This window comes from Paraglaciecola chathamensis S18K6, from assembly GCA_000314955.1.
Lineage (GTDB): Bacteria > Pseudomonadota > Gammaproteobacteria > Enterobacterales > Alteromonadaceae > Paraglaciecola > Paraglaciecola chathamensis.
In genome coordinates this window covers 35,636-56,878 of record BAEM01000003.1, presented here as the reverse complement: position 1 = coordinate 56,878, position 21,243 = coordinate 35,636, and the positions used below count along the sequence as shown (strand labels likewise).

The following is a 21,243-nucleotide window of genomic DNA, read 5'->3' as shown; positions in this document are numbered from 1 at the left end:
ATCTGATGTTAAGGTCAAATAGTTAACCATAAAAGTAGTGGAGTGAATAATGGCATTAATTGATTGCCCATCGTGCAATAAAAAAGTCTCTGATAAAGCCGAAGAATGTAACCATTGCGGTTTTGCTTTAGGCCAAGCAAGCGAAGAGGACATTGCTCGTAAACGCAATTTACAGAAATACTTGAAGTCACAAAAAATTCAAACCCAATCAATGATAGCCATGCTCATGTTTGTAACAGGGTTTGGTTTTATGTATTGGGGCGGGGCTGTACCAGGTGAATTGCAATATAACATTGCAGTGGGCGTGGCAGTCATTGGCTTTGTTTGGTACATCGTTAATCGTGTGCGTCTCGTTTTCGTCAAGAAGTCTAATTAATGAACCCAGAAATGTTACTTAGATCGATGACCCCAGAGGTTTATCAAAAATTATTGCAAGCGGTTGAAACCGGTAAATGGCTGGATGGCAACCGATTAACCGAAGCACAGCGCGAAACGACTATGCAGGCTGTGATGTTATATCAAGCGAAAGTGCTGAAATCTGATCAGCATATGACGGTCGGTGCAAGCGGTGAAATAGTGCAAAAAAGTCGCCAGCAATTCAAGCAAGAGCTTAATGACAAAAACACCATAGCGCGGTTTACCGAAAATGATATTTAAAAAACTGTTTCGCCCTAAGCACCAAGACCCTAAACCCGCGGTGCGGATTGCTGCAATTGATTCTTTGTCTGGTGAGGTGCCAGAACAAAAGTCGATTTTACATGAACTGGCCTTTAATGATGAAGATGTGAACGTTAGTTTGGCTGCTTTAAGCAAGTTAAACAGCTTCGTGCTCTGGTATAAAATGTCTGAAATTGCTAAGAGCGAACGCGTCTTAAAGCGCGCTCAGCAAATGGTCGAAAATACCTTATTTGGCGATGATGAAAGTGTGTTAAGCCAACAAAAAAAGCGCGAGTTTGCGTATGAATGCAAAAACAATAAGCTACTAGAGCGCTTGATTAAACAGCCTTGGGTGCAGCAAGAGCCTAAATTAGTGCTGCATATTTTGTCAGTGTTGAACAAGCCGCAATTAGCATTACCTATATTATTAGCAAGCCAAGATAGTGATTTGCAACAGGCGCTACTGGTATACGCTGATAGCCCGGCAAGCTTACAAAAAATCATTAAAAAGGCGCCTGGTGAGCATATTAAGTCTTTAGCAAAAAACAAACTCGAGCAAATAGAGTTTGCCAAAACACAGCCTGTTGCCGTAGAAAAGAGCACTCGCCTTGTGTTGTCGCGCTTGCTGGCCCTTAGAGATCAGCGCGATTATGCTAAGTTGCTGGACACACGCAGTAAACTAAATCAAGAATATGCCCTATATTCAGCTCAATTTGATTGTCTTTCAGCTGATAAACGCCAAGAGTTTATAACGAAATTCGATGAGCTTAGTAGCAAGTTAGACATTTTGGATGCAGAGCTGGCACCCTTGTACCACGCAGAACAAAAGAAACGTAACCTAGCAGACGCTGTTCAACATGCCACTGCCGATACGCAAGCCATGCAGGTTTGGTTGTCTGACATGCTCGCAGGGGATATTTCGAGTATTACCCTGGCACAAACTGAGCAAGCGCAAACAGAGATTCAAAACCGCACTGGCCGAATTGAAAACTTGATACTGGAAGCTGATTCAGTGGGCATGGCATCACAAAAGGCTGCGTTAAATTCGTTGCTTGTTGCATTGCAAAAGCGCCAGCATACCTTTAATCATCTTCCCGCATTTCAAGACTCACTGAAACAAGCCGATGCCTTAATAACGGAATTTGCTCAAATGGCGGTTCCCGAGCAAGCGATTGACGTGCAACAAGCGCAACACGTGCTTAAAGAAAAGCAGGGGCAATGGCGTAAATTGCGTGAGTCATATCAGGACAGCTGGCCTAAAGCACTAGATAAACAATTTAGCGCTTTGCAGCAAACCTGGCAAAGCGCAATTAAAGCTCTGACTGTTGGCATCTCAAAAGAGGTTAGTCGTATTCGTAGCAAAGCCAAAGCCATCGAGGTACTTATCGAACAAGGTAAGTATAAAGCGGCAATAGGACTGTTTGCTAAGGTGAGTAAGTGGTTTGATGCCTTACCTGAGCAAGAAAAAAAGCGTAACGAACGTACGTATGAGCAGGTTAGTAGCAAAATAGAAGAGTTGAAGTCGTTGCAGGCCTATATTGCTATGCCACGCAAACCCGCCTTACTTGAAGAGGCAGAAGCGTTAGTGAAAGCAAACCTGTCGGTGTCACTTCGCGCAGAACAAGTCAGAGAGTTACGCCGGCGATGGAATAGCTTAGGGGTGTTAAATACCCCAGAGGATGATGCGTTAAACGCGCAGTTTGACACGTTAATTGAGCAAGCGTTTGCACCTTGTCGTGAGCATTTTGAAAAGCAACAAGCTCAGCGCGAGAGCAACCTTGTGCAAAAGCAAGCATTGATCGTTGAGGTTACTGACCTAGCAGAGCAAAGCTTAGAAGCAAGTGAGTTGAGCAAAGTGGTTCAACAGCTGCAACAAAAATGGCAAAAAATCGGCGATGTAGACTTCACTGTTAAGACAGAATTAAACAACGCATACCGTCAAGCACTGGCCCCCCTTAAAAAGCAAATTGAGGTGTATTTCAATGAAAATGCTGCTCAAAAGCAGGCATTGATTACCCAAGCTCAAGGGTTAAGCTCAGTAGACGATGTCACGCAAGCCATCGAACAGGCAAAGGCGTTACAGGAAAAATGGAAGCAAGTAGGGCAGGTACAACGTAAGTCTGAAAATTTGCTGTGGAACCAGTTTCGTGAAGCTAACGATGCCGTGTTTGCGAAGCGAAAAGCACACAATCAACAACAGAAACAGGCCAATGACGCCCAAGTTTCAGCGGTCAATGGGTTATTGGCAAATATGCAGCAGTCAGTCAACGCCGCACAGAGCATCAGTGAACTGGATGAAACGCGCGCTGCTGAAGCTGAGTTAGAAGCACAACTATCAGCGTTACCTAAGGGCCTAAGCTCAGGTTTGTATCGTCGTTTAACAGGGCTGGGTGAGGAGCGCCAAGCAAAACGCGCCAGCTTAGAGCTACAAGCGAAGACACAAAGTTTTCGCAAGTTGTTTGATGTGTTGAAACGCTGGGAAACTCCTGCTTTACCTGAGGAAATAGATAGCTTACCTAGCCAGTGGCAGCAATCGTTTAAAGCGTTAGCGCAACATGATGTTCCGCGGCTGAATTTAACATTGATGCTTGAGATCGTTAGCGATGTTCCATCACCCCAGACGGACGATTCATTACGCAAAGAAATACAGTTGCAACTGATGGCGGATAAACTGCAACAAGGTGTTGAGTATGATAAGGCGTCCTTATTAAAACGTTGGATACAACATGGTCCTGTTGCTCAGCAAGAGCAGGTTTTATTAACTCGTGCCCAACGATGCTTTGCGTAACTTATCTTTTCTAAGGTTTCACATTCGTTTTGCCTAGCCAGCCTGGGCAAAACGAATGGCATTAACCAACATATAGTGAAATAAATTGAATACTTCGAATACAACCTCTTCCAGCATTCGTTTGAACAAGTTCATCAGTGATTCTGGTTTTTGCTCTCGCAGAGAAGCAGATAAATTAATTGATAGCAACCGAGTGACTATCAATGGTGTTATTCCCGAATTAGGCACTAAGGTGTTGCCAGGTGACGAAGTACGAGTGGATGGCAACTTGGTTAAAGCAAGTGCAGAAAATAAGTCAGACAGAGTATATTTGGCTTATCACAAGCCGGTTGGTATCACCTGCACCACAGAGCGCCATGTGAAAGGGAATATTATTGATGCGATTGGCCATCGGGAGCGCATTTTCCCTATTGGGCGCTTAGACAAACCTTCTGAAGGGTTGATCTTTTTGACCAGCGACGGGGACATAGTCAATAAAATTCTGCGCGCCGAAAACGCCCATGACAAAGAATACATAGTGACGGTGGATAGACCGCTTACCGAGCGCTTTATACAGGCTATGGCGGCTGGTGTGCCCATACTCGACACTGTCACCAAACCCTGTACGGTAACCATGCAAAGCAAATTCGTCTTTCGAATTATTTTAACGCAAGGCTTAAATCGTCAAATTCGGCGTATGTGTGAGTACTTAGGCTATGGCGTGACTAAGCTAAAGCGCAGTCGCATCATGTCTATTCGTTTAGCAGGGTTAAAAGTAGGACAGTGGCGCAATTTAACGCCCGATGAAATGCACGAAATCAACAGTGCGGTGGCGGGCTCGACGAAAACAGCCGAGGACGCTAAGCACAAAACGGACACTGCCGTGCCAGATAAGCGTACAAATCATGTTGCAAAACGAAGCGGTAATCGAGGATTGAAGTCGGATAGAGGACCAGAGCGAAGCCAAGTGAAAAATCACTCTGCATCATCAGCTAAAACTAGCTCCCGCCGCGCGCCAAAAAGATAATAACTACACTTATATCAAGCTTAGAAAAAGACGAGAGCAGTAATGCTCTCGTCTTTTTTTGACTCAATGGTTCGCTATTTTTCAAGCGTGAGAGTGTCTATATGATTGAAGCTGTTAACAGCATTAGAGCTGGTACGTGTATTTCAACAGAGATAGCACGATAGCGGAATAACAAATCGAAATTGGCAGGCCAAATTTCACAAAGTGCTTAAATTTATAATTGCTTGCGCTAAATACCAGTAAATTTGTTTGATAACCGTAGGGTGAAATAAAGCTTGCGCTTGCAGCAAATGCGACGGCTAAGGCAAAGGGCATTAACGGCACACCTAAACTTTCTACTAAGCCATAAGCAAAGGGGAACATTAATGCTGCCGCAGCATTATTGGTGACGACTTCGGTTAATAGTAGAGTGGTGAGGTAAATAATGACCAGAGCGATAAACGGGCTTGAGCTTGTCATATAAGGCTCAAGAACGTTAGTGAGCAAGGTAATAACTCCAGCACCTTCAAGCGCACTGGCAAGGCTCAACGCGCCAACAATCACGATGATAAGCTCTAAAGGCAAGTGACGTTTTACTTCGTTCATTGACGTGACATGGGTTGCTACTAACACTGCTAGGAAAAAGAGTAATCCTGTGGCTAGTGGGACAACGCTCGCTGCCGCTAGCGCAATTGTCAAAATAAACCCACCTAGGGTTATCCACTCTTGTTTATTGAGTAGTTTTTTCGCGACCTTTTTCTCAGATAATATAAAAAAGTTCTTGGTTAAATTCTGACGCTGAACAAAGTCAGGGCCAGTGGCCAGTAATAAAAAGTCCCCAGATTGAAGTTTTATTTCCCCCAGTTTACCGGACAGTGTTTCCCCATCTCGGCGAATGGCTACAACCGCCGCGTCAAACAATGCCCTGAATCCGATGCTTTTAAGGGTTTTCCCAATAATCTGTGCGCGGTTTGAAATAATCACCTCTGTGAGGTTTTCGCGTAGTAAACCATTTGACTCAGCAAACAGAGACAAACCTTTAATGTGACTTAGGTTATCTACTTTTTGGATATCACCAGAAAAAATCAATTTATCGTTTTGTTGTATCACCAGGCCCGGATTGACTGGGCTAATGAGTTGACCGTTGCGAACCACTTCGACTAAGAATAAATCAGGTAGGTTTCGCAAGTGATTTTGTTCAACGCTTTTACCGATTAACTCAGAATCCGCTTCTACTTTAGCCTCGATAAAATAACTGTTGTATTGGCGGTTTTTATTTTCGATTGAAGGCAACATAGGGCTGAGCAGAAACATCAATAAACCACAGCTGAGACCGGCGATAAGACCATACAGCGTGAAATCCCAAAAGTTAAAGCCAGCGTGACCATGCTCACGCATAAAACTATCGACGATCAGGTTTGTTGAGGTACCAATTAGCGTTACCGTGCCACCTAGAATAGCTGCATAGGAAAGCGGGATAAGCAAACGTGAAGCAGGATGGTATTGATTCTGTTTTGTCGGGCCGATCAGGCTGGCAACCACCGCTGTATTGTTTAAAAAAGCGGATGAAACAAAAGTAAGCCCGAATAATCGCCAATAGCTGTGTTTAAAGTTTGCCACTATCAAAGTCCGGCCAAGACGTTTTACCAACGACGTTTTGTCTACGGCGGTGCTGACAATGAGCAACAGCACCAAGGTAATTAAACCTTGGTTAGTGAAATTATTCGCTATGTTTGAAAGAGACAGTTGCTGGCTCAATAAGAGCGCGAGCAGTGTACCTGCAAAAATAGAAGAAGGGCGCTTATTCGTCAGAATAAGCGCCGCTAATGTACCGGTAAATATTGCTAATACCAGAAACTGGTTTATGTCCATATAGTATCGACGTTGCGCCTACAGCTTAGTGATATCGGTAGCATTCCAATGAGGGAAGTGCTTTCTGACTAACGCGTTAAACTCAAGTTCAAATTCCGAAAATTCAGCTTTTGCACTTGATTCTTGCGCTGTGTCAATCACCATACCGGCGCCTACTGTGCTGTTAGTGAGACGGTCGATGATAATGAATGCACCTGTTTCACGGTTTTTCGTATACGGATCACAAGCGACAGACTGGGTCAGTTTAATTTTACCGACGCCAATTTCATTTAGATTAAGGCGCACTGCCTCCTTGTGTTCCATGGTGTTAACGTCAATCTGATAATCGATATTCGTTACGCTACCAGGAACAAACTTAGTGGCGAATTTGAAACCATACTGCTTGTTAGGCATTAATGGGGATTCATCCATCCAGACTAAGTTGACTTCATAGGCGCTACTTTGCAGCGGCAAGTTGTCAGACTTAACAATCATATCACCACGTGAAATATCAATTTCATCTTCAAGGGTGATTGTGGTTGTCAGCGGGGTATGTGCTATCTCTTGCTCACCTCCGAAACCAACGATAGAGCGCACCGTCGATTGCTTACCTGAGGGCAGGGCTGTGATCTTATCGCCTTTCTTGATTTGGCCAGACACCACAGTGCCAGCAAAACCACGGAAATTAAGGTTAGGGCGGTTAACATACTGTACAGGAAAGCGGAAATCATCGACATTGGCATCACTGCCGATTTCGATATTTTCCAAGGTTTTCATCAATGTACTACCTTGAAACCAAGGGGTATTTTCGCTTTTGTTAACAACGTTATCGCCATCAAGCGCAGAGATAGGGACAAACTGGATATCAGGGATATCGAGTTGCTCAGAAAAGACCAAGTAATCTTTTTTGATGTTCTCGTATACTTCTTCGCTATATTCCATCAAATCCATTTTGTTTATCGCCACAATGACATGTTTTATGCCTAGTAGAGATACTAAAAATGAGTGACGACGGGTTTGGGTTTTAACGCCAGCGCGGGCGTCAACCAATATGATCGCAAGATCGCACGTTGAAGCGCCTGTTACCATGTTGCGGGTGTATTGCTCATGTCCAGGGGTGTCAGCAATGATAAATTTACGTTTATCCGTTGAGAAGTAGCGGTAGGCTACATCTATGGTGATCCCTTGCTCACGCTCTGAGGCAAGGCCATCAACCAACAACGCTAAATCTACTTTGTCGCCAGTGGTACCAGACTTTTTACTGTCTTTAGTAATAGCGGCAAGTTGATCTTCATAAATCATTTTCGAGTCGTGTAATAAACGACCAATTAAAGTACTTTTACCGTCATCTACGCTACCGCAGGTTAAAAAACGCAGCATGTCTTTCTTTTCATGCTGCTCAAGGTACGCAAGGATGTCAGATTGTAATAACGCATTTTCACTATTCATGATCAGCAACTCACAAGAAAATAAGGGTTTAAAACGGATTCTTTTTGATTGTAACTAAGAGGTTTAGCGTGTTCGTCGAACACATTGGTGGCACTTTCAATAATCGTCACTTTACCACCTGCAGCACGAACCACTGCGTCAGCTGCACCTGTGTCCCATTCGGACGTGGGGCCTAAACGCGGGTACAAATGTGCTGCACCTTCAGCAACCAAACATAACTTTAATGAACTGCCCATGGCGACAAGCTCAGGCTCTCCGCCAAGTTTGGCAAGTAGCGCTTGAATGTCAGGGCTTTGATGTGAACGGCTGCCTACTACGCGCCACTGTTCACCTTCGCTCTTTGTTTTAGGGCTAATGGCTGTGCGACTATCGCCTTCAAGCTTATAAGCCCCTTGGCCTACTACACCGACATAGGTTTGTTTTAAAACGGGGGCGAAAACCACGCCAAAGACGGGTTCACCATTATCAATCAACGCGATATTGACCGTAAATTCGCCGTTCTTTTTAATAAACTCTTTGGTGCCATCAAGAGGGTCTACTAACCAGTATTTATCCCACGTTTGTCGCTCTGACCAAGGAATATTGGCAGACTCTTCTGACAAAATAGGTAAATCTGATACGGCTTGTAAGCCGTTCACAATACAATTGTGGGCAGCTAAATCGGCCTCAGTCAGCGGGCTTTCATCAGACTTTTCATAAATGGCGAAATCACGCTGATAGATTTCCATTATGGCTTCACCGGCTTGGTGAGCAATCTGCGTCACTTTGTCTATTAATGTGCTATCTAGCATTAGTCAATCAATCCTTTTTGCTTTAATTGAGTGAAAAGCTGCTCAGCAGACTCCTGTGCACTTTGGCCACTAAAGTTGAGGATAACCTCTGGCGACTCTGGTGCTTCATAGGGGGAGCTTATGCCTGTGAAATCGGTGATTTCTCCAGCACGTGCTTTTTGATATAACCCTTTAGGATCGCGCTTTTCGCACTCCTCTAACGGGGTATCAACAAACACCTCTACAAACTCATTTTCTTGCAATAGATTGCGGCAATAGTCACGCTCACCTTTAAACGGCGAGATAAATGCAGTAATTACAATCAAGCCTGAATCTACGAAGAGCTTAGCTAGTTCACTGATGCGACGAATGTTTTCAACGCGGTCTTTATCGCTAAAGGTAAGATCGCCATTGAGCCCATGACGCACGTTATCGCCGTCGAGCAAGTAGGTATGTTTACCATTATCCGCTAGTTTTTTTTCCAATAAATTAGCAATGGTAGATTTGCCTGAGCCGCTTAACCCTGTTAGCCATACAACACACGGTTTTTGCCCTTTAGCCTGAGCGCGGCGCTGCTTGTCGACGTCATGTTGATGCCAAACAATGTTGTTTTCCATTAGAAGTAACCTTCCATCTTTTTCTTTTCCATAGAACCAGATGAATCGTTATCAATCACGCGGCCCTGACGTTCAGACGTCTTCGTTAGCAGCATTTCTTGGATGACTTCAGGTAACGTATTGGCCGTCGATTCAACTGCTCCGGTCAGCGGATAGCAGCCCAGTGTTCTAAAACGCACTGAACGCATTTCTGGGGTTTCACCTTCTTCTAAAGGCATGCGTTCATCATCAACCATGATCAGCAAACCATCGCGCTCAACAACGGGACGCGGCTTGGCTAGATACAACGAAGGAATTTCGATATTTTCCATGTAGATGTATTGCCAAATATCTAACTCAGTCCAGTTAGACATAGGGAATACACGGATGCTCTCGCCTTTGTTAATTTGTGAATTATAGATATTCCATAATTCAGGGCGTTGATTTTTGGGATCCCAGCGATGGTTTTCATCACGGAAAGAATAAACACGCTCTTTGGCTCGTGATTTTTCTTCGTCACGCCGTGCACCACCAAAGGCCGCATCAAATTTATATTTATTTAATGCTTGCTTAAGTCCAACCGTTTTCATTATATCAGTGTGCTTAGCACTGCCATGCACGAAAGGGCTTATATTCATATCAACGCCTTCTTGATTGATATGAACCAACAAGTCTAGGTCGTGCTTCTTTGCCATTTCATCACGAAAGGCAATCATCTCATGGAATTTCCACGTGGTATCAACATGAAGCAAAGGAAAAGGAATTTTACCGGGTGCAAAAGCTTTACGGGCTAAATGCAACAATACCGAGGAGTCTTTACCTACGGAGTAAAGCATCACTGGGTTATCAAATTCAGCTGCCACTTCACGAAAAATGTGAATACTTTCCGCTTCTAGCTGTTTCAAATGTGTAACGTTTGGAATCGACGAAGTCATAGAGTTTCTCGTGCTAGGTTAATGGATATACTAAAATCTTATATGCATAGAACAATATCACGAAAACTAGACGTCATGATATATTTTTTAAAAATATATCATGACAAAGTGACAGTAGATTGAATGAAGAGTGGTGTTGCGGTTAGGTCAGCGCTTGAAGTCTTTCTTTAGCCCAAAGCTGTGAACGTTGAAACATCGCAAATGCATCATCAAAATTGACATCAAGATTTTCACACAGCCTGTTCACGTCGCTCCACTGACCATTTTCGAAAAACTCACTCAACATAAGGTATTGAGCTTGTTCTCCTTGTCGCAGCACAATGCTGTCTTTAATGGCCTGGGAAATAGGCAGTTTCGCCATAAGCTCTGCGATGTCTGCGTCTAACATGGCGTCGAGTAAAGACAGAAGCCCTACAAGAAATGCAGATGCGATACCGTCACGCTGATTAGAATATTCCGTGAGTAATTCACAGTAATGCGCGCGAGACAATGACATGACGGTTAATTCAGCCGGTTTGCCTTCGCTAAACTGGGCAGTAAACAACAAAGATACAAACCGCCTCAATTCGTTTTGGCCTAATACGACTATGGCTTGTTTGATGGTTTCAATTTGCTTTGTGCGTTTGAATATGGGGGATTGGGCATAGCGTAAGAGTTTAAATGAAAGACTCACGTCAGACTCAAACGCCTGGGAAATGAGCTTAATGTTTGGCTCTTCTTTTGCCATTTCACCCATTAATTTGGCAATCGCCATTTGCGAGGGTGTTAACGCTGTGTTTTTAATTAACTCAGGCTTACTGAAAAAGTAACCTTGGAAATAACAACAGCCGTACTCTAACGCTTGCAAATACTCTTGATGGTTTTCGATTTTTTCAGCCAGTAATTTGATATTAGGAAAGGGTTTAATCGCTTCGATAATTTGTAGAATTTGATGATGCGAGGTCTCTTGATAGTCGATTTTAATGATGTCGACATAAGGGTAAAAATGCAACCAAACATTCTGATGAATATAGTCATCGAGGGCGATGATATAGCCTTTCTTTTTCAGATCGATACAGGCGTTTAACAGCTTTTTACCTGGCTTTACCGTCTCTAATATTTCCACGACAATTTGCTCTTTAGGGAGCATCAATGGGTAGCCATCCAGTAATGAATTGTGGGTGAAATTAATAAAAGCCAGGGTATTGGGTAATAAACTGTCTAGTCCCAAGTTAAATTGCAGACTTGCCACCATTTTCGCCGTGGCTTCATCCTCGTTTATATTTGGGAAAGTGTTTTCTAAACTATCACGGAACAACAACTCATAGGCAAATAGTGATTTATCTGCATGTAATATGGGTTGTCTGGCAGCATAAAAATTCATGTTAATTTCCTATCTAAACATCAAGATGCGTTTCCGCTGCCCGAGGCTGAGCCATTTAATCTGGCTTGTACTTTTTCAAATGTAGTAATAATAGCGCTGTCAGTTTGTTTCGACATTAGGCTTAGTACCACTATGGTTAAGCTAGATAATATAAAACCCGGTACAATTTCGTATAGCCAAGCACTTAGGCTTTGACCATTAATGGTAAAGGGTAAATAAATCCATAATAACACTGTTACAGCACCCACCAACATGCCACTTATGGCTGAGACCAGCGTCATGCGTTTCCAAAATAGGCTGAATAAAATTAATGGTCCAAATGCGGCACCGAAGCCTGCCCATGCATTACTCACTAAAGATAAAATACTGCTGTTTCTGTCATAAGCAAGTAAAATAGCAACCAAGGCAACGATGACTACTGATATGCGCCCTACAATAATTAACTCATGTTGGCTGGCATCACGTCTGAAAAAGGCTTGATAGAAGTCGCTGGTTAATGAACTCGAGGTCACCAGCAATTGGGAGGAAATTGTACTCATAATAGCCGCTAAAATTGCCGCTAAAAGAAAGCCCCCAATAAGCGGATGGAAGAGTAGTTGCGAAAGGTAGATGAAGATAGTTTCAGGATCGTCCATCTGCAAACCATGCTCGGTAACATAAGCAAGGCCTAATAGACCTGTTGCCAACGCGCCGGTAATGGCCACTATCATCCAGGTAATGCCAATTCTTCGTGCTGTTTTAATATCGCTTACGCTGCGAATTGCCATAAAACGCACAATAATGTGAGGCTGGCCAAAATACCCAAAGCCCCACGAAAGCATGGAAATAATAGCGATGGTAGATATCACTTGACCACTTGACGCACTAACAAACATATCAAGATATTGACCGTCTAAACTTGTTAGCGAATTGGTCACACCTTGCCAACCGTCAAGATCGATTAATACGACAACCGGCACAAGTACTAGGGCAATAAACATAATGCACCCTTGCACAAAGTCGGTAATGCTTACTGCCATAAACCCACCAAATAAGGTATAAGCCACTACCACTCCCGCGGTGATATACAAGCCCAACTCATAGTTTAAACCAAACGACGTCTCGAACAGCTTACCGCCGGCCACAACGCCAGATGAGGTGTATAACGTAAAAAACAACACGATAACGATAGACGAGACAATACGTAATACATGGCTTTTGTCATTAAAGCGGTTTTCGAAATAATCTGGAATGGTGATAGCGTTATTTGCCACCTCGGTATATACCCGTAATCGAGGTGCCACGAGAATATAATTAAAGTAGGCACCAATGACCAAACCAATTGCAATCCACGCACTGGCAAGGCCGGTCAAATACATTGCACCAGGCAGTCCCATCAACATCCAGCCGCTCATATCGGATGCACCAGCCGACAAAGCTGTTACTTTAGGGCTCAAATTACGGCCACCTAGCATGTAGCCTTCAACGTCTGTGTTCGCTTGTTTAAATGAATACAATCCAATCGCGAGCATCGCAAGAAAGTACAAACCTAAAGAGATAAAAGTGGCTGATTCCATGTTGTCCTTCAAATATAATGCAGATTAATTATTATTGTGTACGCTGTAGCAAATTAGCGCCCATTTTATTGCTCCATGCTACCAAGCAACCTAGGAATACACTAGTGCCTGAATGTTATAAAACCCAGGTTAACGCCTTTTATCAGCTGGAACTGAACGATTTATATGCAATTTTACGCTTACGTCAGGATGTTTTTATTGATGAGCAACAAAGTATCTACAATGATATTGATAATTTTGATCAATCTAGTCTGCATATATGCATATATTGTGAAGGCGAATTAGTAGCGTATGCTCGTGTGCGTGAAGCAAAAGTAAGTGAGCTTGCTAAAATAGAGCGAGTGGTTTGTACAAAGTCCCATCGAGGAAAAGGGCTAGGTGCGACACTCATTAGAGAAAGTCTTGAGCTAATAAAAGATAGATTTTCTTGCGTAGACGTTATGTTGTCAGCGCAAACCGTCGCCAGCGATTTCTATCTGCAATTTGGCTTTCACGTGCAGGGCTTACCCTATGATGACGGAGGGATAGAGCATATAGATATGCATTTGGCCCAATAGTGTTAACTAAGATAGCGTGGATTAAGAAGTGCAAACTAAACAGCAAAAAGGAGCTAAAGCTCCTTTTTGGGCAATCACGAATGCGTTAGCGAATAAACGAGCCGCAATCTATGCAGAAAAGGTCATACGTTTAGCCAGTCTATCTTTGGTTTGCTCAACGTCATGCACATTTTCACTGACAATCACTAAACTGGTGTTCTTTAACTCTACCGCTTCCGCAGTAAGATACCCATCGCTGGCTCTATCATTTGCTTTGTAGCCTTCTTGATGAGGAATGACAAATACGGTTACTTTGCCATTTTCCCCTTGCATCACCAAATGCAGACTTTTTACACCTTGGTACACACAATGATTGGCGTAATATATTTGGCCAACCTCATCATCTATATGCCCACCATACTGTGCAAGCTTGGCGTTAACCTGTTGCAATGAAAAATTCTCATTGGCGTCAAGCGCGTGTGGGCCTTCATGATAAACATGGGCTATAGATTGCGCTGACACATCAATATAATTTTGCTGTTGCCATAAGGTAAAACTCACACCAACAACAAATGCCAATGATGCAGCTAGTGCTAAATGCACGCGTGCACGTTTTTTGTCATGTTGATGGGTTTGCATGGTTTGGCGCAAAATAAGTTTGTTTGCTAAGTCATCAGGCACATCTACTTTCATTGCAGCCTTTAAACTTGCATCAATTCTTTTTTGCTCCGCCCAAAATTCTTGCTTTGCAGGATCCTTTGCTGCCGCTTCTTTGACTCGTTCGTCATTGCAATTCGGATCAGCATAAATGGTTCTGCGAAACTCTAAATCATCCATTTTTCCGTTCTCGATTGTCATTTGATTTCTCTAGTGCCTCTTTAATTTGGCTTCGTGCCCGAAATAAACGGGTCATTACTGTATTCTTGTTTAAGTCTAATTGAGCGGCAATTTCCTCACCGCTGTACCCAAACATGATTTGCAACATAAGTGGTTCTCTGTACTCTTCACTGAGCGATGCCATGATTTCGCGTAATTCACGATGTTCAATTTCGACCTCATGGGTCAATTGATCGTCTGAAATAGACACATCATCGATATCCACCAAGTCAAATTGTTTACGTTCAAAACGGCGAGCGTTTTCCCGTCGTAAGATTGTAATCAACCAAGATTTTGCTGCTTTTTCATCCTTTAACGAATCAAGTGATTTCCAGGCACGCAAAAATGTCTCTTGGACTATGTCTTCAGCGACCGCTTTATCTTTAACCAGCCAATACGCATAGCGGAAAATATCGCCATGTAATGCTTGGACCAAGGTTTCATATCTTTTTTGTTTATCTAGCATGTCACTAGAGACCGAGGCTTTTTTAAATTGCTTTCGCAAATTCATTATTTAATTCCGCCTTTATTATTTGTTCTTATTATTCGTTAAAGGAACACATTGTGCAATTCGTCCTTTGTTGCATTTAATGGCGAGCATTAGCGCAAAGTAGATGTTTATCTACTTTGCGCTTTTAGTGTGTATACTTTCGTACGTTAATAAAGGGGAGGGAGCTCACCTTTTGATTGGTCAACTGGGATGTTTTGACGAAGGGATTTTAATGTTGATATCAGTTCTTCACGCTGCCACTGGGTACTCTGCTGACTGAATTTAGCCCCATACAAAGCATTCACTGCTTTGTTCAATGATTCATTGTGTAGGCGTTGCTGTATAGCACTCAGAGACTTATTCGTGCTACCCAGTAAGGTATTTAACCAGATGGTTAATGCCTCAATGATGACATTACTATCTTGCTTCTCAATTGCCTTTTGTAGTTGTTTCCAAGCCTGATTTTCAGAGGTGTTTTTCGTTGCTGGAGTATTCAACTTTTGTGATGTTGCAGAGGCATTTACGTTATTCACTGAACCGCGACGACTAACATGTAATATCCAACCCAATAGGGTCAAAAGCCATAATGCGAGTAATATCCAGCTGCTCATCGACCACCAATTCTCTTTGTACACTACTCCTGTGCCATCAGTTAATGCCTTTGAGGTGGGAGCGGAATCTGTTGTTGGCCCTACAGTAGCGTCTTCATCTGGCTCAGACAAAGGCGATGAAGCCGCAGGAGAAGTACCTGAGGCAGCGGTAACCGTAATAGTACGCTTAGGCAAAGTAGCATATTCGACTTGTTCACTGACAATGTTAAACCACGGAACTTTCACCTCATCAATAGTGAACTGTCCTGCTTGACTGGGGATAATGGCAATGGTTTCTGTACGCTGGGCAATTAACGTTTCATCTTTTTCAATGGTTGTGGTGTTAGGTTGGTTGGGATACACCTTCACCCCTGACGGGTATTGGCTGTTTATTGCGGGTAATTGCGCTTCGTCTACTCCTACAGCAGTCAGTGTCAGGGTGCGCGTGATTGGCTCGCCTACAGTAAAATCGCCCGAATCTGGTTGCCACTCTTCATGTAACTCTACATATTCGCTGGGTAACCATGATCCAGAATAATTATCTGGGATTGGCTTTACGCTAATTTCTTGTGGTGGTCCAACACGATTAATCGTTTTGCTTCGGCTGAAAAAACCGAAACTTTGTTGTCTGTCTTGAACGACCTCTCCTTCAAAAACCGGCCCTTGGATGGTAAACGTGCCACTTTTTTGCGGGATCACAGAAAATGTACGTTCTATCACGCGATAGCGCTTTCCATCTACAATGTCGTTATATTCTGCGTCTTTTCCAATTTGGCGAATTTCACCATCCGTTAAGGTAGGGGTTGAAAGGCTGCCTCGCTGAAGATCACGCGCTAGGTATAGTTTTGCCGTATAACGAATTTGCTGTTGCAGGTAAGTTTCGTTGGTGTCAACTGATGTGGTGACATAGACGTCTCGCCCTTCTGTACTTTGACGGGCAGAAACAGGCAGCACCATCATATTAATCGGATCAGAGCGTTTCCCGTCAATGGTAAAAGCGGGTATGACAAAGCGCCCAGGTTTGCGCGGGATCAGAGTTGTTGTCCAAATTGTGGTGCGCGTCGTATCGAAATTAATCATTTGAGTTTGCGAACTGACAGAGGTTCTACCAACAATAAAATCTGTGTTTAACGGCGTAGCGTCGAATGCGTCGCGAGACGCGCTACCAGAAGCGACTACGCTCAAGGTGATTGATTCATCGGCAAGCACTGGGTTTTTGTCCACGGTGGCAGACAGCTCATCAATTTGTGCCAAAGCCATTGAAGAAAATGCCCACAACAATAAGCATGAACGGATGAAATAACGGATGAATAACTGCATTGTGGCTACCAATTCCTTTGTCGTTGAGTCGGTGTACGTTGTTGTCTACGCTTTTGGTTTTCTATCTGCATTTTGCGTTTTAGTAAAAAAGCGGGGTCGTCTGGCACGCGATTAAGTAACGTTTGCATACGTTGCATCTGTTCTTTTTGTTCGTCTGTAAGCTCTGCGGGTGACTGAACACCTGCTGGTGACGCTTGTTGCTCCTGAGCGTCTTGCTCATCAAGCTGCTGATCATCATTCATAGCGTGTGATGATTGATTGTTTGCCGAGGAGTCTTGCTCTTCTTGCTGCGCAGAAGCGTCTTTATTCTGTTGTTCCTCTGATGGCTCATCACCCTCATTTTCGCCTTCTTGCTCTCCTTGGTTGTCTTGCTCAGGTTGATCTTCAGGTTGAGAAGGGTTGGCATCACTTTGATCTGAGCTATTACCGTCTTGAGATTGCTCCAAGCCCTGACTTTGCTGTTGATCTGAGCTTTGCTCGTTTTGTTGTTCGCCTTGTTGATTGTTATCGCCTTGCTCGCTGTTATCGCTCTGTTGGCTGTTGTCATTTTGCTGACTGTCATCACCTTGTTGCTGATCAGAGTTATCCTGCTGTTGTTGCTCTTGCTGTTGTTCTTTTTGTTGTTCAAGCAGAGCTTTGTTCGCTTTGGCATCCTCATGAGCAGGGTCAATTTCTAAGGCTTTGTCATAAGCTACAATTGCTTCATCAAGTTTGCCTAGCTGAGCAAGGGTGTTACCTTCGTTGTATCTGGCTTGCGCACCTTTGGCTTGTTGGAATGCAGCAAGCGCGGCGTCGTAATCCTGTGCTTTGTATGCTGCTGCGCCGCGCCACATTGGGTCCTCAAAATGCTCTGCAGCCGCATTATAATTCTCAGCTTGAAAGGCTTGCTGACCCTGTTGGTTCTTGGTTTGCCACATATCGTCCCACCAATTTGCACTGGCTGTGGGTGTGTATGCAGGCAGTAGCAAAAACAGGGCGAATATACCGAGCAAGCCCCTGCGGAAACCATAAGCGGCGAGCGGCACTAAAAGAAGTAGTAAATAAGGGCCCATCTCTTGCCATTTATCGCCGAAGTTTTCATTAGCTTCGCCTTCTTTTTCCTCATCGCTAGAGATTACAGACTGGTTTTTAAGGTAATCGATATCACTGTCATCAGTACGCATCGCAATGTATCTTCCTTTCCCTTTGCGGGCGAGGATCTTCAAGTTACTTGCACGCAATCTGGGTACCACGACAGCGCCACTGCTGTCTTTTAAGAAATCGCCATTTAATAATTGAATCGGTGCTCCATCCGCGGCGCCAACGCCAAGCACGGAAAGACGATAGGGCGAATTTTCCAGTAATTTACTGACCTCCGCCACTTGCCTGTTCTCAATACCATCAGTGATCCAGAATATTTCACCTTTTTGATAACCGGCATTGTGTAACAAGTTAATGGCTGACTCTAAGCCCAGAAAAGGCTCGCTCCCTTCTACTGGCATGATTTCAGGGGATAAGCTGGGGATCAAAGTCGTCAAATTCTGCGCGTCAGAACTTAATGGGCTAATGGTGAATGCATCGCCCGCATAAGCCACAAGGCCAGTTTCACCTTCGGCTATGGCTTTTACTAAATCGATTGCTTTGTACTTTGCTCTTGTTAATCGATTAGGGGAAACGTCTGTCGCGCGCATGGAAAGCGACATATCCAATACCACGACCTTGCCGCTGTTAAGCTGATAAACAGGTTGCGGCAACCTAAGCCAAGTGGGACCAGCTAGCGTAACTGAGGCCAATATCCAGGCTGTGGTTAATATGTAAAAAGGCGGCTTGGCGGATTTGAGACCGTTTTGAGCTACTAAGTGTTGATATAGGTGTGTAGGGAGCACAGATTGCCAGCCACCACTGTGTCGGCTCATACGTTTGAGCACTACAACCAGCGCTATCAATGGAATAATAGCTAGCAGCCAGAAAGGACGCAAAAAATGAAAATCGGCGATATTCATATCAACCATCATTTGGCTCCTTTTTTGTTAGGGTGACTTATGTTGGATACCCAACTAAACACAAGCGGTTTGAGCGCGAGCAAGAACGTTATGAATAGGGCAAACGCTAAAGGGTAATAGTACAAAGCCTGTAATGGGCGCATTTGCCTGCTTTCTCGCGCAATGGGCTCTAATTCGTCTAGTTTGTCGTAAATGGCTTTTAAACTCTCTGCATCTCGGGCACGAAAGTAGCGTCCACCGGTTGATTCAGCTAGCTGGGTTAGCATGCTCTCATCTAATTCTTGTGAAGGATTAACTTGGCGACTTCCAAATATGCTTTGGACCATCATCTGATCTGCGCCAACGCCTATGGTATATAAGGTCACACCATTATTTATGGCTAACTCGTTGGCTTGTTGAGGACTAATATTACCCGCGGTATTTTGTCCGTCAGTTAATAAAATCAACACTTTGTTTGATTCTTTTTTGCTTTGGAATCGCTTAATAGCAAGGCCAATAGCATCGCCAATGGCGGTTTGCTCCCCCACTAAACCAATCAACGATTCACCAAGAAGTTGTGAGACCGTTTCGCGGTCATAGGTTAAGGGCGCTTGCAGATAGGCGGTATCAGCGAAAAAAATCAAGCCAAGACGGTCGCCAACGCGGCGTTGAATAAAATCGTGAAGCACTGATTTAATCATTTGTAAGCGGTCAACTTGGCGACCGTTAACTTGCATATCATCGATTTTCATACTGCCAGACAAGTCAACGGCAATCATAAGATCGCGCCCTTGTGCAGGTATGCTTACAGGCTCTCCTAACCACTGAGGTCGCGCGCTCGCGCCGACTAGGGCTATCCAAGCCAGTGCAGCAACGAGTAAAAATCCACGGCGGCTAGTAGGCGGCTTTGAAACCTTTTGTAGCCCTTGAGGTAAATGGGGCACTCTCAGGGCTGCTGATTGTACTTGGGCTTTGGCTGGTAGCCAATAAATTAAAAAGGGTAAGGGCAGGGCGAACCACATCCACCACCATGCAAACTCAAACATGGGCCGCTCCTGTAGCAGTTGAGGTTCGTTTTGCTGTGAATTTGGCACTTTTTAACCACACGTTAACCTGAGTGTGGATTTGCTGAAAGTCATCTGCATTTGGCGCATCAGGTCGGTACAATTGAGATTGAAAAGTACTAAAAGCGGTATTAAAAGAGGCTTGTTTAGACTCAGGCAATTGTCCTGATAGAAAATCCTGCCACTGTGAAGTATGCAGATTTGCCGCTTGCTCATTGGGAAAATAACGTAAGCACACCCGTTTGAGTAATGTGTTTATTCGAATAGGCCAATCTGTTTGTTTACTGGATATCTGTGATAGTTCAATTAATGCCTCACGTTTTGCACTATTGAAGCGACGACGTTTCATCAACACAAAAGTGATAACTGCTACTGCGAGGATGCATACCAAGGCAACTAACCACCATCCATAAGCGGGAGGCCATGCACTGACTTGCGGGGGAACATGAATGTCTTTTAATTGCTCTAACGGGTTCATACGTCTGTTTCACTACTGCGTTTTGCTAATTGGCGTTCTAATGAGAGACCACAACTGATCGGGACTACATTGGCTCGGCTTTTCTTTAACCTAGAATGAATAGAATTGAATCTTTGCTCATGTTCGGTTTGGTATTGGGTGGCAATACCTTGCTCGCCGATCAATATTTGTTGCTCGTTATAGCCGTCGGTTAAATTCAGCATTTGCTGGTACTTGCTTTGCGGAAGTGTGTGCTCAAACGGATCACTTATTGGGTAGGCTGTGACCTCGCAATGTCGGCTTAGCTGCGCTAAATGCTGTTGAGCAGTATCGTTTAATTGAGCGAAATCACTTAACACGAATACCAAACTGCCAGGATGCGCTAATCGGCGCAAGCGTGCGCAAGCATCTGCAAACGTCACATTCGAGACACTATTTTTATCCTGTATTTCATGAGGCTTATGAAGTTTCACCATTCCATTTAACAAAGACAATACGGCTTTTTGACGGGAAAAAGGTTTAAATTCTTTATGCTGAGTTTGGTTAAACACCAAGCCACCAATACGATCGCCTCGCTTATGGGCTGCCCACGCAATCAGTGCGGTTAAATGGGCAACCTGCACCGATTTGAACAGCAACTGCGTACCGAAATGCATGGAACTTGAAAGATCCGCTAATACGAACACTGGGCGTTCTTTTTCTTCTCGGTAGATTTTGGTATGGGTTTTCCCGGTTCGTGCTGTTACACGCCAATCTATAGCGCGGATATCATCGCCTGGCTGGTAGTGACGAGCTTCGTCGAACTCCATGCCTCGACCTTTAGTTTTAGCTAAATAGCCACCGGCAAGTTTTGCCTGCGCTGGGCGACCTAGTGCTAAATTTAATAAGCTGGCTTTGGTGCGATAATAAAGCAGCTCTTTTATCTGTAGGTTCACCCCATCGCTATGATGCGCGGCTAACCATTGGGGAATATCTTGGGATAACTGCATATACGACAGC

The 21,243-nt window shown here is 44.0% G+C and carries 19 protein-coding genes; 5 read left to right on the top strand and 14 right to left on the bottom strand.

Annotated features, from left to right (window positions below; translation table 11 throughout):
- The first annotated feature begins 49 nt into the window (after positions 1–49).
- From GCHA_RS00565 to rluF, 4 genes are all read left to right on the top strand, one after another.
- Positions 50–376, top strand: a complete 327-nt coding sequence (locus GCHA_RS00565) for a zinc ribbon domain-containing protein (RefSeq protein ID WP_007984009.1) — start codon at positions 50–52, stop codon at positions 374–376.
- Complete coding sequence (locus GCHA_RS00560) at positions 376–657, top strand: YeaC family protein (RefSeq protein WP_007984008.1); 282 nt, start codon at positions 376–378, stop codon at positions 655–657. The genes GCHA_RS00565 and GCHA_RS00560 overlap by 1 nt, the downstream gene beginning before the upstream one ends.
- The gene (locus GCHA_RS00555; protein ID WP_007984006.1) at positions 647–3,445 is read left to right on the top strand and encodes a DUF349 domain-containing protein; all 2,799 of its coding nucleotides are present in this window, start codon (positions 647–649) and stop codon (positions 3,443–3,445) included. Before GCHA_RS00560 ends, GCHA_RS00555 begins: the two co-directional genes overlap by 11 nt.
- Positions 3,446–3,530: 85 nt before the next feature.
- Positions 3,531–4,451: a 23S rRNA pseudouridine(2604) synthase RluF gene (rluF, locus tag GCHA_RS00550; RefSeq protein ID WP_083881805.1), complete on the top strand. Its 921-nt coding sequence runs from the start codon at positions 3,531–3,533 to the stop codon at positions 4,449–4,451.
- 123 nt (positions 4,452–4,574) lie between these two features.
- Here the strand turns inward: rluF and GCHA_RS00545 are convergent, their stop codons facing one another.
- The 7 genes from GCHA_RS00545 to putP form a co-directional block, all read right to left on the bottom strand.
- Positions 4,575–6,302, bottom strand: coding sequence for an SLC13 family permease (locus tag GCHA_RS00545; RefSeq protein WP_007984001.1), 1,728 nt, complete (start codon positions 6,300–6,302; stop codon positions 4,575–4,577).
- A gap of 18 nt (positions 6,303–6,320) precedes the next feature.
- Positions 6,321–7,730, bottom strand: a complete 1,410-nt coding sequence (gene cysN / locus GCHA_RS00540) for a sulfate adenylyltransferase subunit CysN (RefSeq protein ID WP_007983999.1) — start codon at positions 7,728–7,730, stop codon at positions 6,321–6,323.
- 2 nt (positions 7,731–7,732) lie between these two features.
- Positions 7,733–8,521, bottom strand: coding sequence for a 3'(2'),5'-bisphosphate nucleotidase CysQ (gene cysQ, locus GCHA_RS00535; protein WP_007983997.1), 789 nt, complete (start codon positions 8,519–8,521; stop codon positions 7,733–7,735).
- The gene (gene cysC / locus GCHA_RS00530; protein WP_007983995.1) at positions 8,521–9,117 is read right to left on the bottom strand and encodes an adenylyl-sulfate kinase; all 597 of its coding nucleotides are present in this window, start codon (positions 9,115–9,117) and stop codon (positions 8,521–8,523) included. The genes cysQ and cysC overlap by 1 nt, the downstream gene beginning before the upstream one ends.
- Positions 9,117–10,031, bottom strand: a complete 915-nt coding sequence (gene cysD, locus GCHA_RS00525) for a sulfate adenylyltransferase subunit CysD (protein WP_013754073.1) — start codon at positions 10,029–10,031, stop codon at positions 9,117–9,119. The genes cysC and cysD overlap by 1 nt, the downstream gene beginning before the upstream one ends.
- 142 nt (positions 10,032–10,173) lie before the next feature.
- Positions 10,174–11,394: an EAL and HDOD domain-containing protein gene (locus tag GCHA_RS00520; protein ID WP_007983990.1), complete on the bottom strand. Its 1,221-nt coding sequence runs from the start codon at positions 11,392–11,394 to the stop codon at positions 10,174–10,176.
- Between the two features lie 20 nt (positions 11,395–11,414).
- Positions 11,415–12,950, bottom strand: a complete 1,536-nt coding sequence (putP, locus tag GCHA_RS00515; RefSeq protein WP_007983988.1) for a sodium/proline symporter PutP — start codon at positions 12,948–12,950, stop codon at positions 11,415–11,417.
- A 104-nt stretch (positions 12,951–13,054) separates the two neighbouring features.
- On the opposite strand from putP, the gene GCHA_RS00510 reads away from it, so the two are divergent.
- Positions 13,055–13,507, top strand: coding sequence for a GNAT family N-acetyltransferase (locus GCHA_RS00510; protein ID WP_007983986.1), 453 nt, complete (start codon positions 13,055–13,057; stop codon positions 13,505–13,507).
- 108 nt (positions 13,508–13,615) lie between these two features.
- On the opposite strand, the gene GCHA_RS00505 is transcribed toward GCHA_RS00510, so the two are convergent.
- The 7 genes from GCHA_RS00505 to GCHA_RS00475 form a co-directional block, all read right to left on the bottom strand.
- Positions 13,616–14,323 carry a DUF3379 family protein gene (locus GCHA_RS00505; protein WP_007983984.1) on the bottom strand — a complete coding sequence of 236 codons (708 nt, stop codon included), beginning with the start codon at positions 14,321–14,323 and terminating at the stop codon, positions 13,616–13,618.
- Complete coding sequence (locus GCHA_RS00500; RefSeq protein ID WP_007983982.1) at positions 14,316–14,873, bottom strand: sigma-70 family RNA polymerase sigma factor; 558 nt, start codon at positions 14,871–14,873, stop codon at positions 14,316–14,318. The genes GCHA_RS00505 and GCHA_RS00500 overlap by 8 nt, the downstream gene beginning before the upstream one ends.
- 146 nt (positions 14,874–15,019) lie before the next feature.
- On the bottom strand, positions 15,020–16,762 hold the full coding sequence (locus GCHA_RS00495) for a BatD family protein (protein ID WP_007983979.1): 1,743 nt from the start codon (positions 16,760–16,762) through the stop codon (positions 15,020–15,022).
- A 5-nt stretch (positions 16,763–16,767) separates the two neighbouring features.
- Positions 16,768–18,756 (bottom strand): VWA domain-containing protein, encoded by a 1,989-nt coding sequence (locus GCHA_RS00490; RefSeq protein ID WP_007983977.1) that lies wholly within the window; start codon positions 18,754–18,756, stop codon positions 16,768–16,770.
- Entirely contained in the window at positions 18,753–19,769 is a 1,017-nt protein-coding gene (locus GCHA_RS00485) for a vWA domain-containing protein (protein ID WP_007983975.1), read from the bottom strand. The genes GCHA_RS00490 and GCHA_RS00485 overlap by 4 nt, the downstream gene beginning before the upstream one ends.
- Positions 19,762–20,265, bottom strand: a complete 504-nt coding sequence (locus GCHA_RS00480) for a DUF4381 domain-containing protein (protein WP_007983973.1) — start codon at positions 20,263–20,265, stop codon at positions 19,762–19,764. The genes GCHA_RS00485 and GCHA_RS00480 overlap by 8 nt, the downstream gene beginning before the upstream one ends.
- Positions 20,262–21,233: a DUF58 domain-containing protein gene (locus tag GCHA_RS00475; RefSeq protein ID WP_007983972.1), complete on the bottom strand. Its 972-nt coding sequence runs from the start codon at positions 21,231–21,233 to the stop codon at positions 20,262–20,264. The genes GCHA_RS00480 and GCHA_RS00475 overlap by 4 nt, the downstream gene beginning before the upstream one ends.
- Positions 21,234–21,243: the final 10 nt, after the last annotated feature.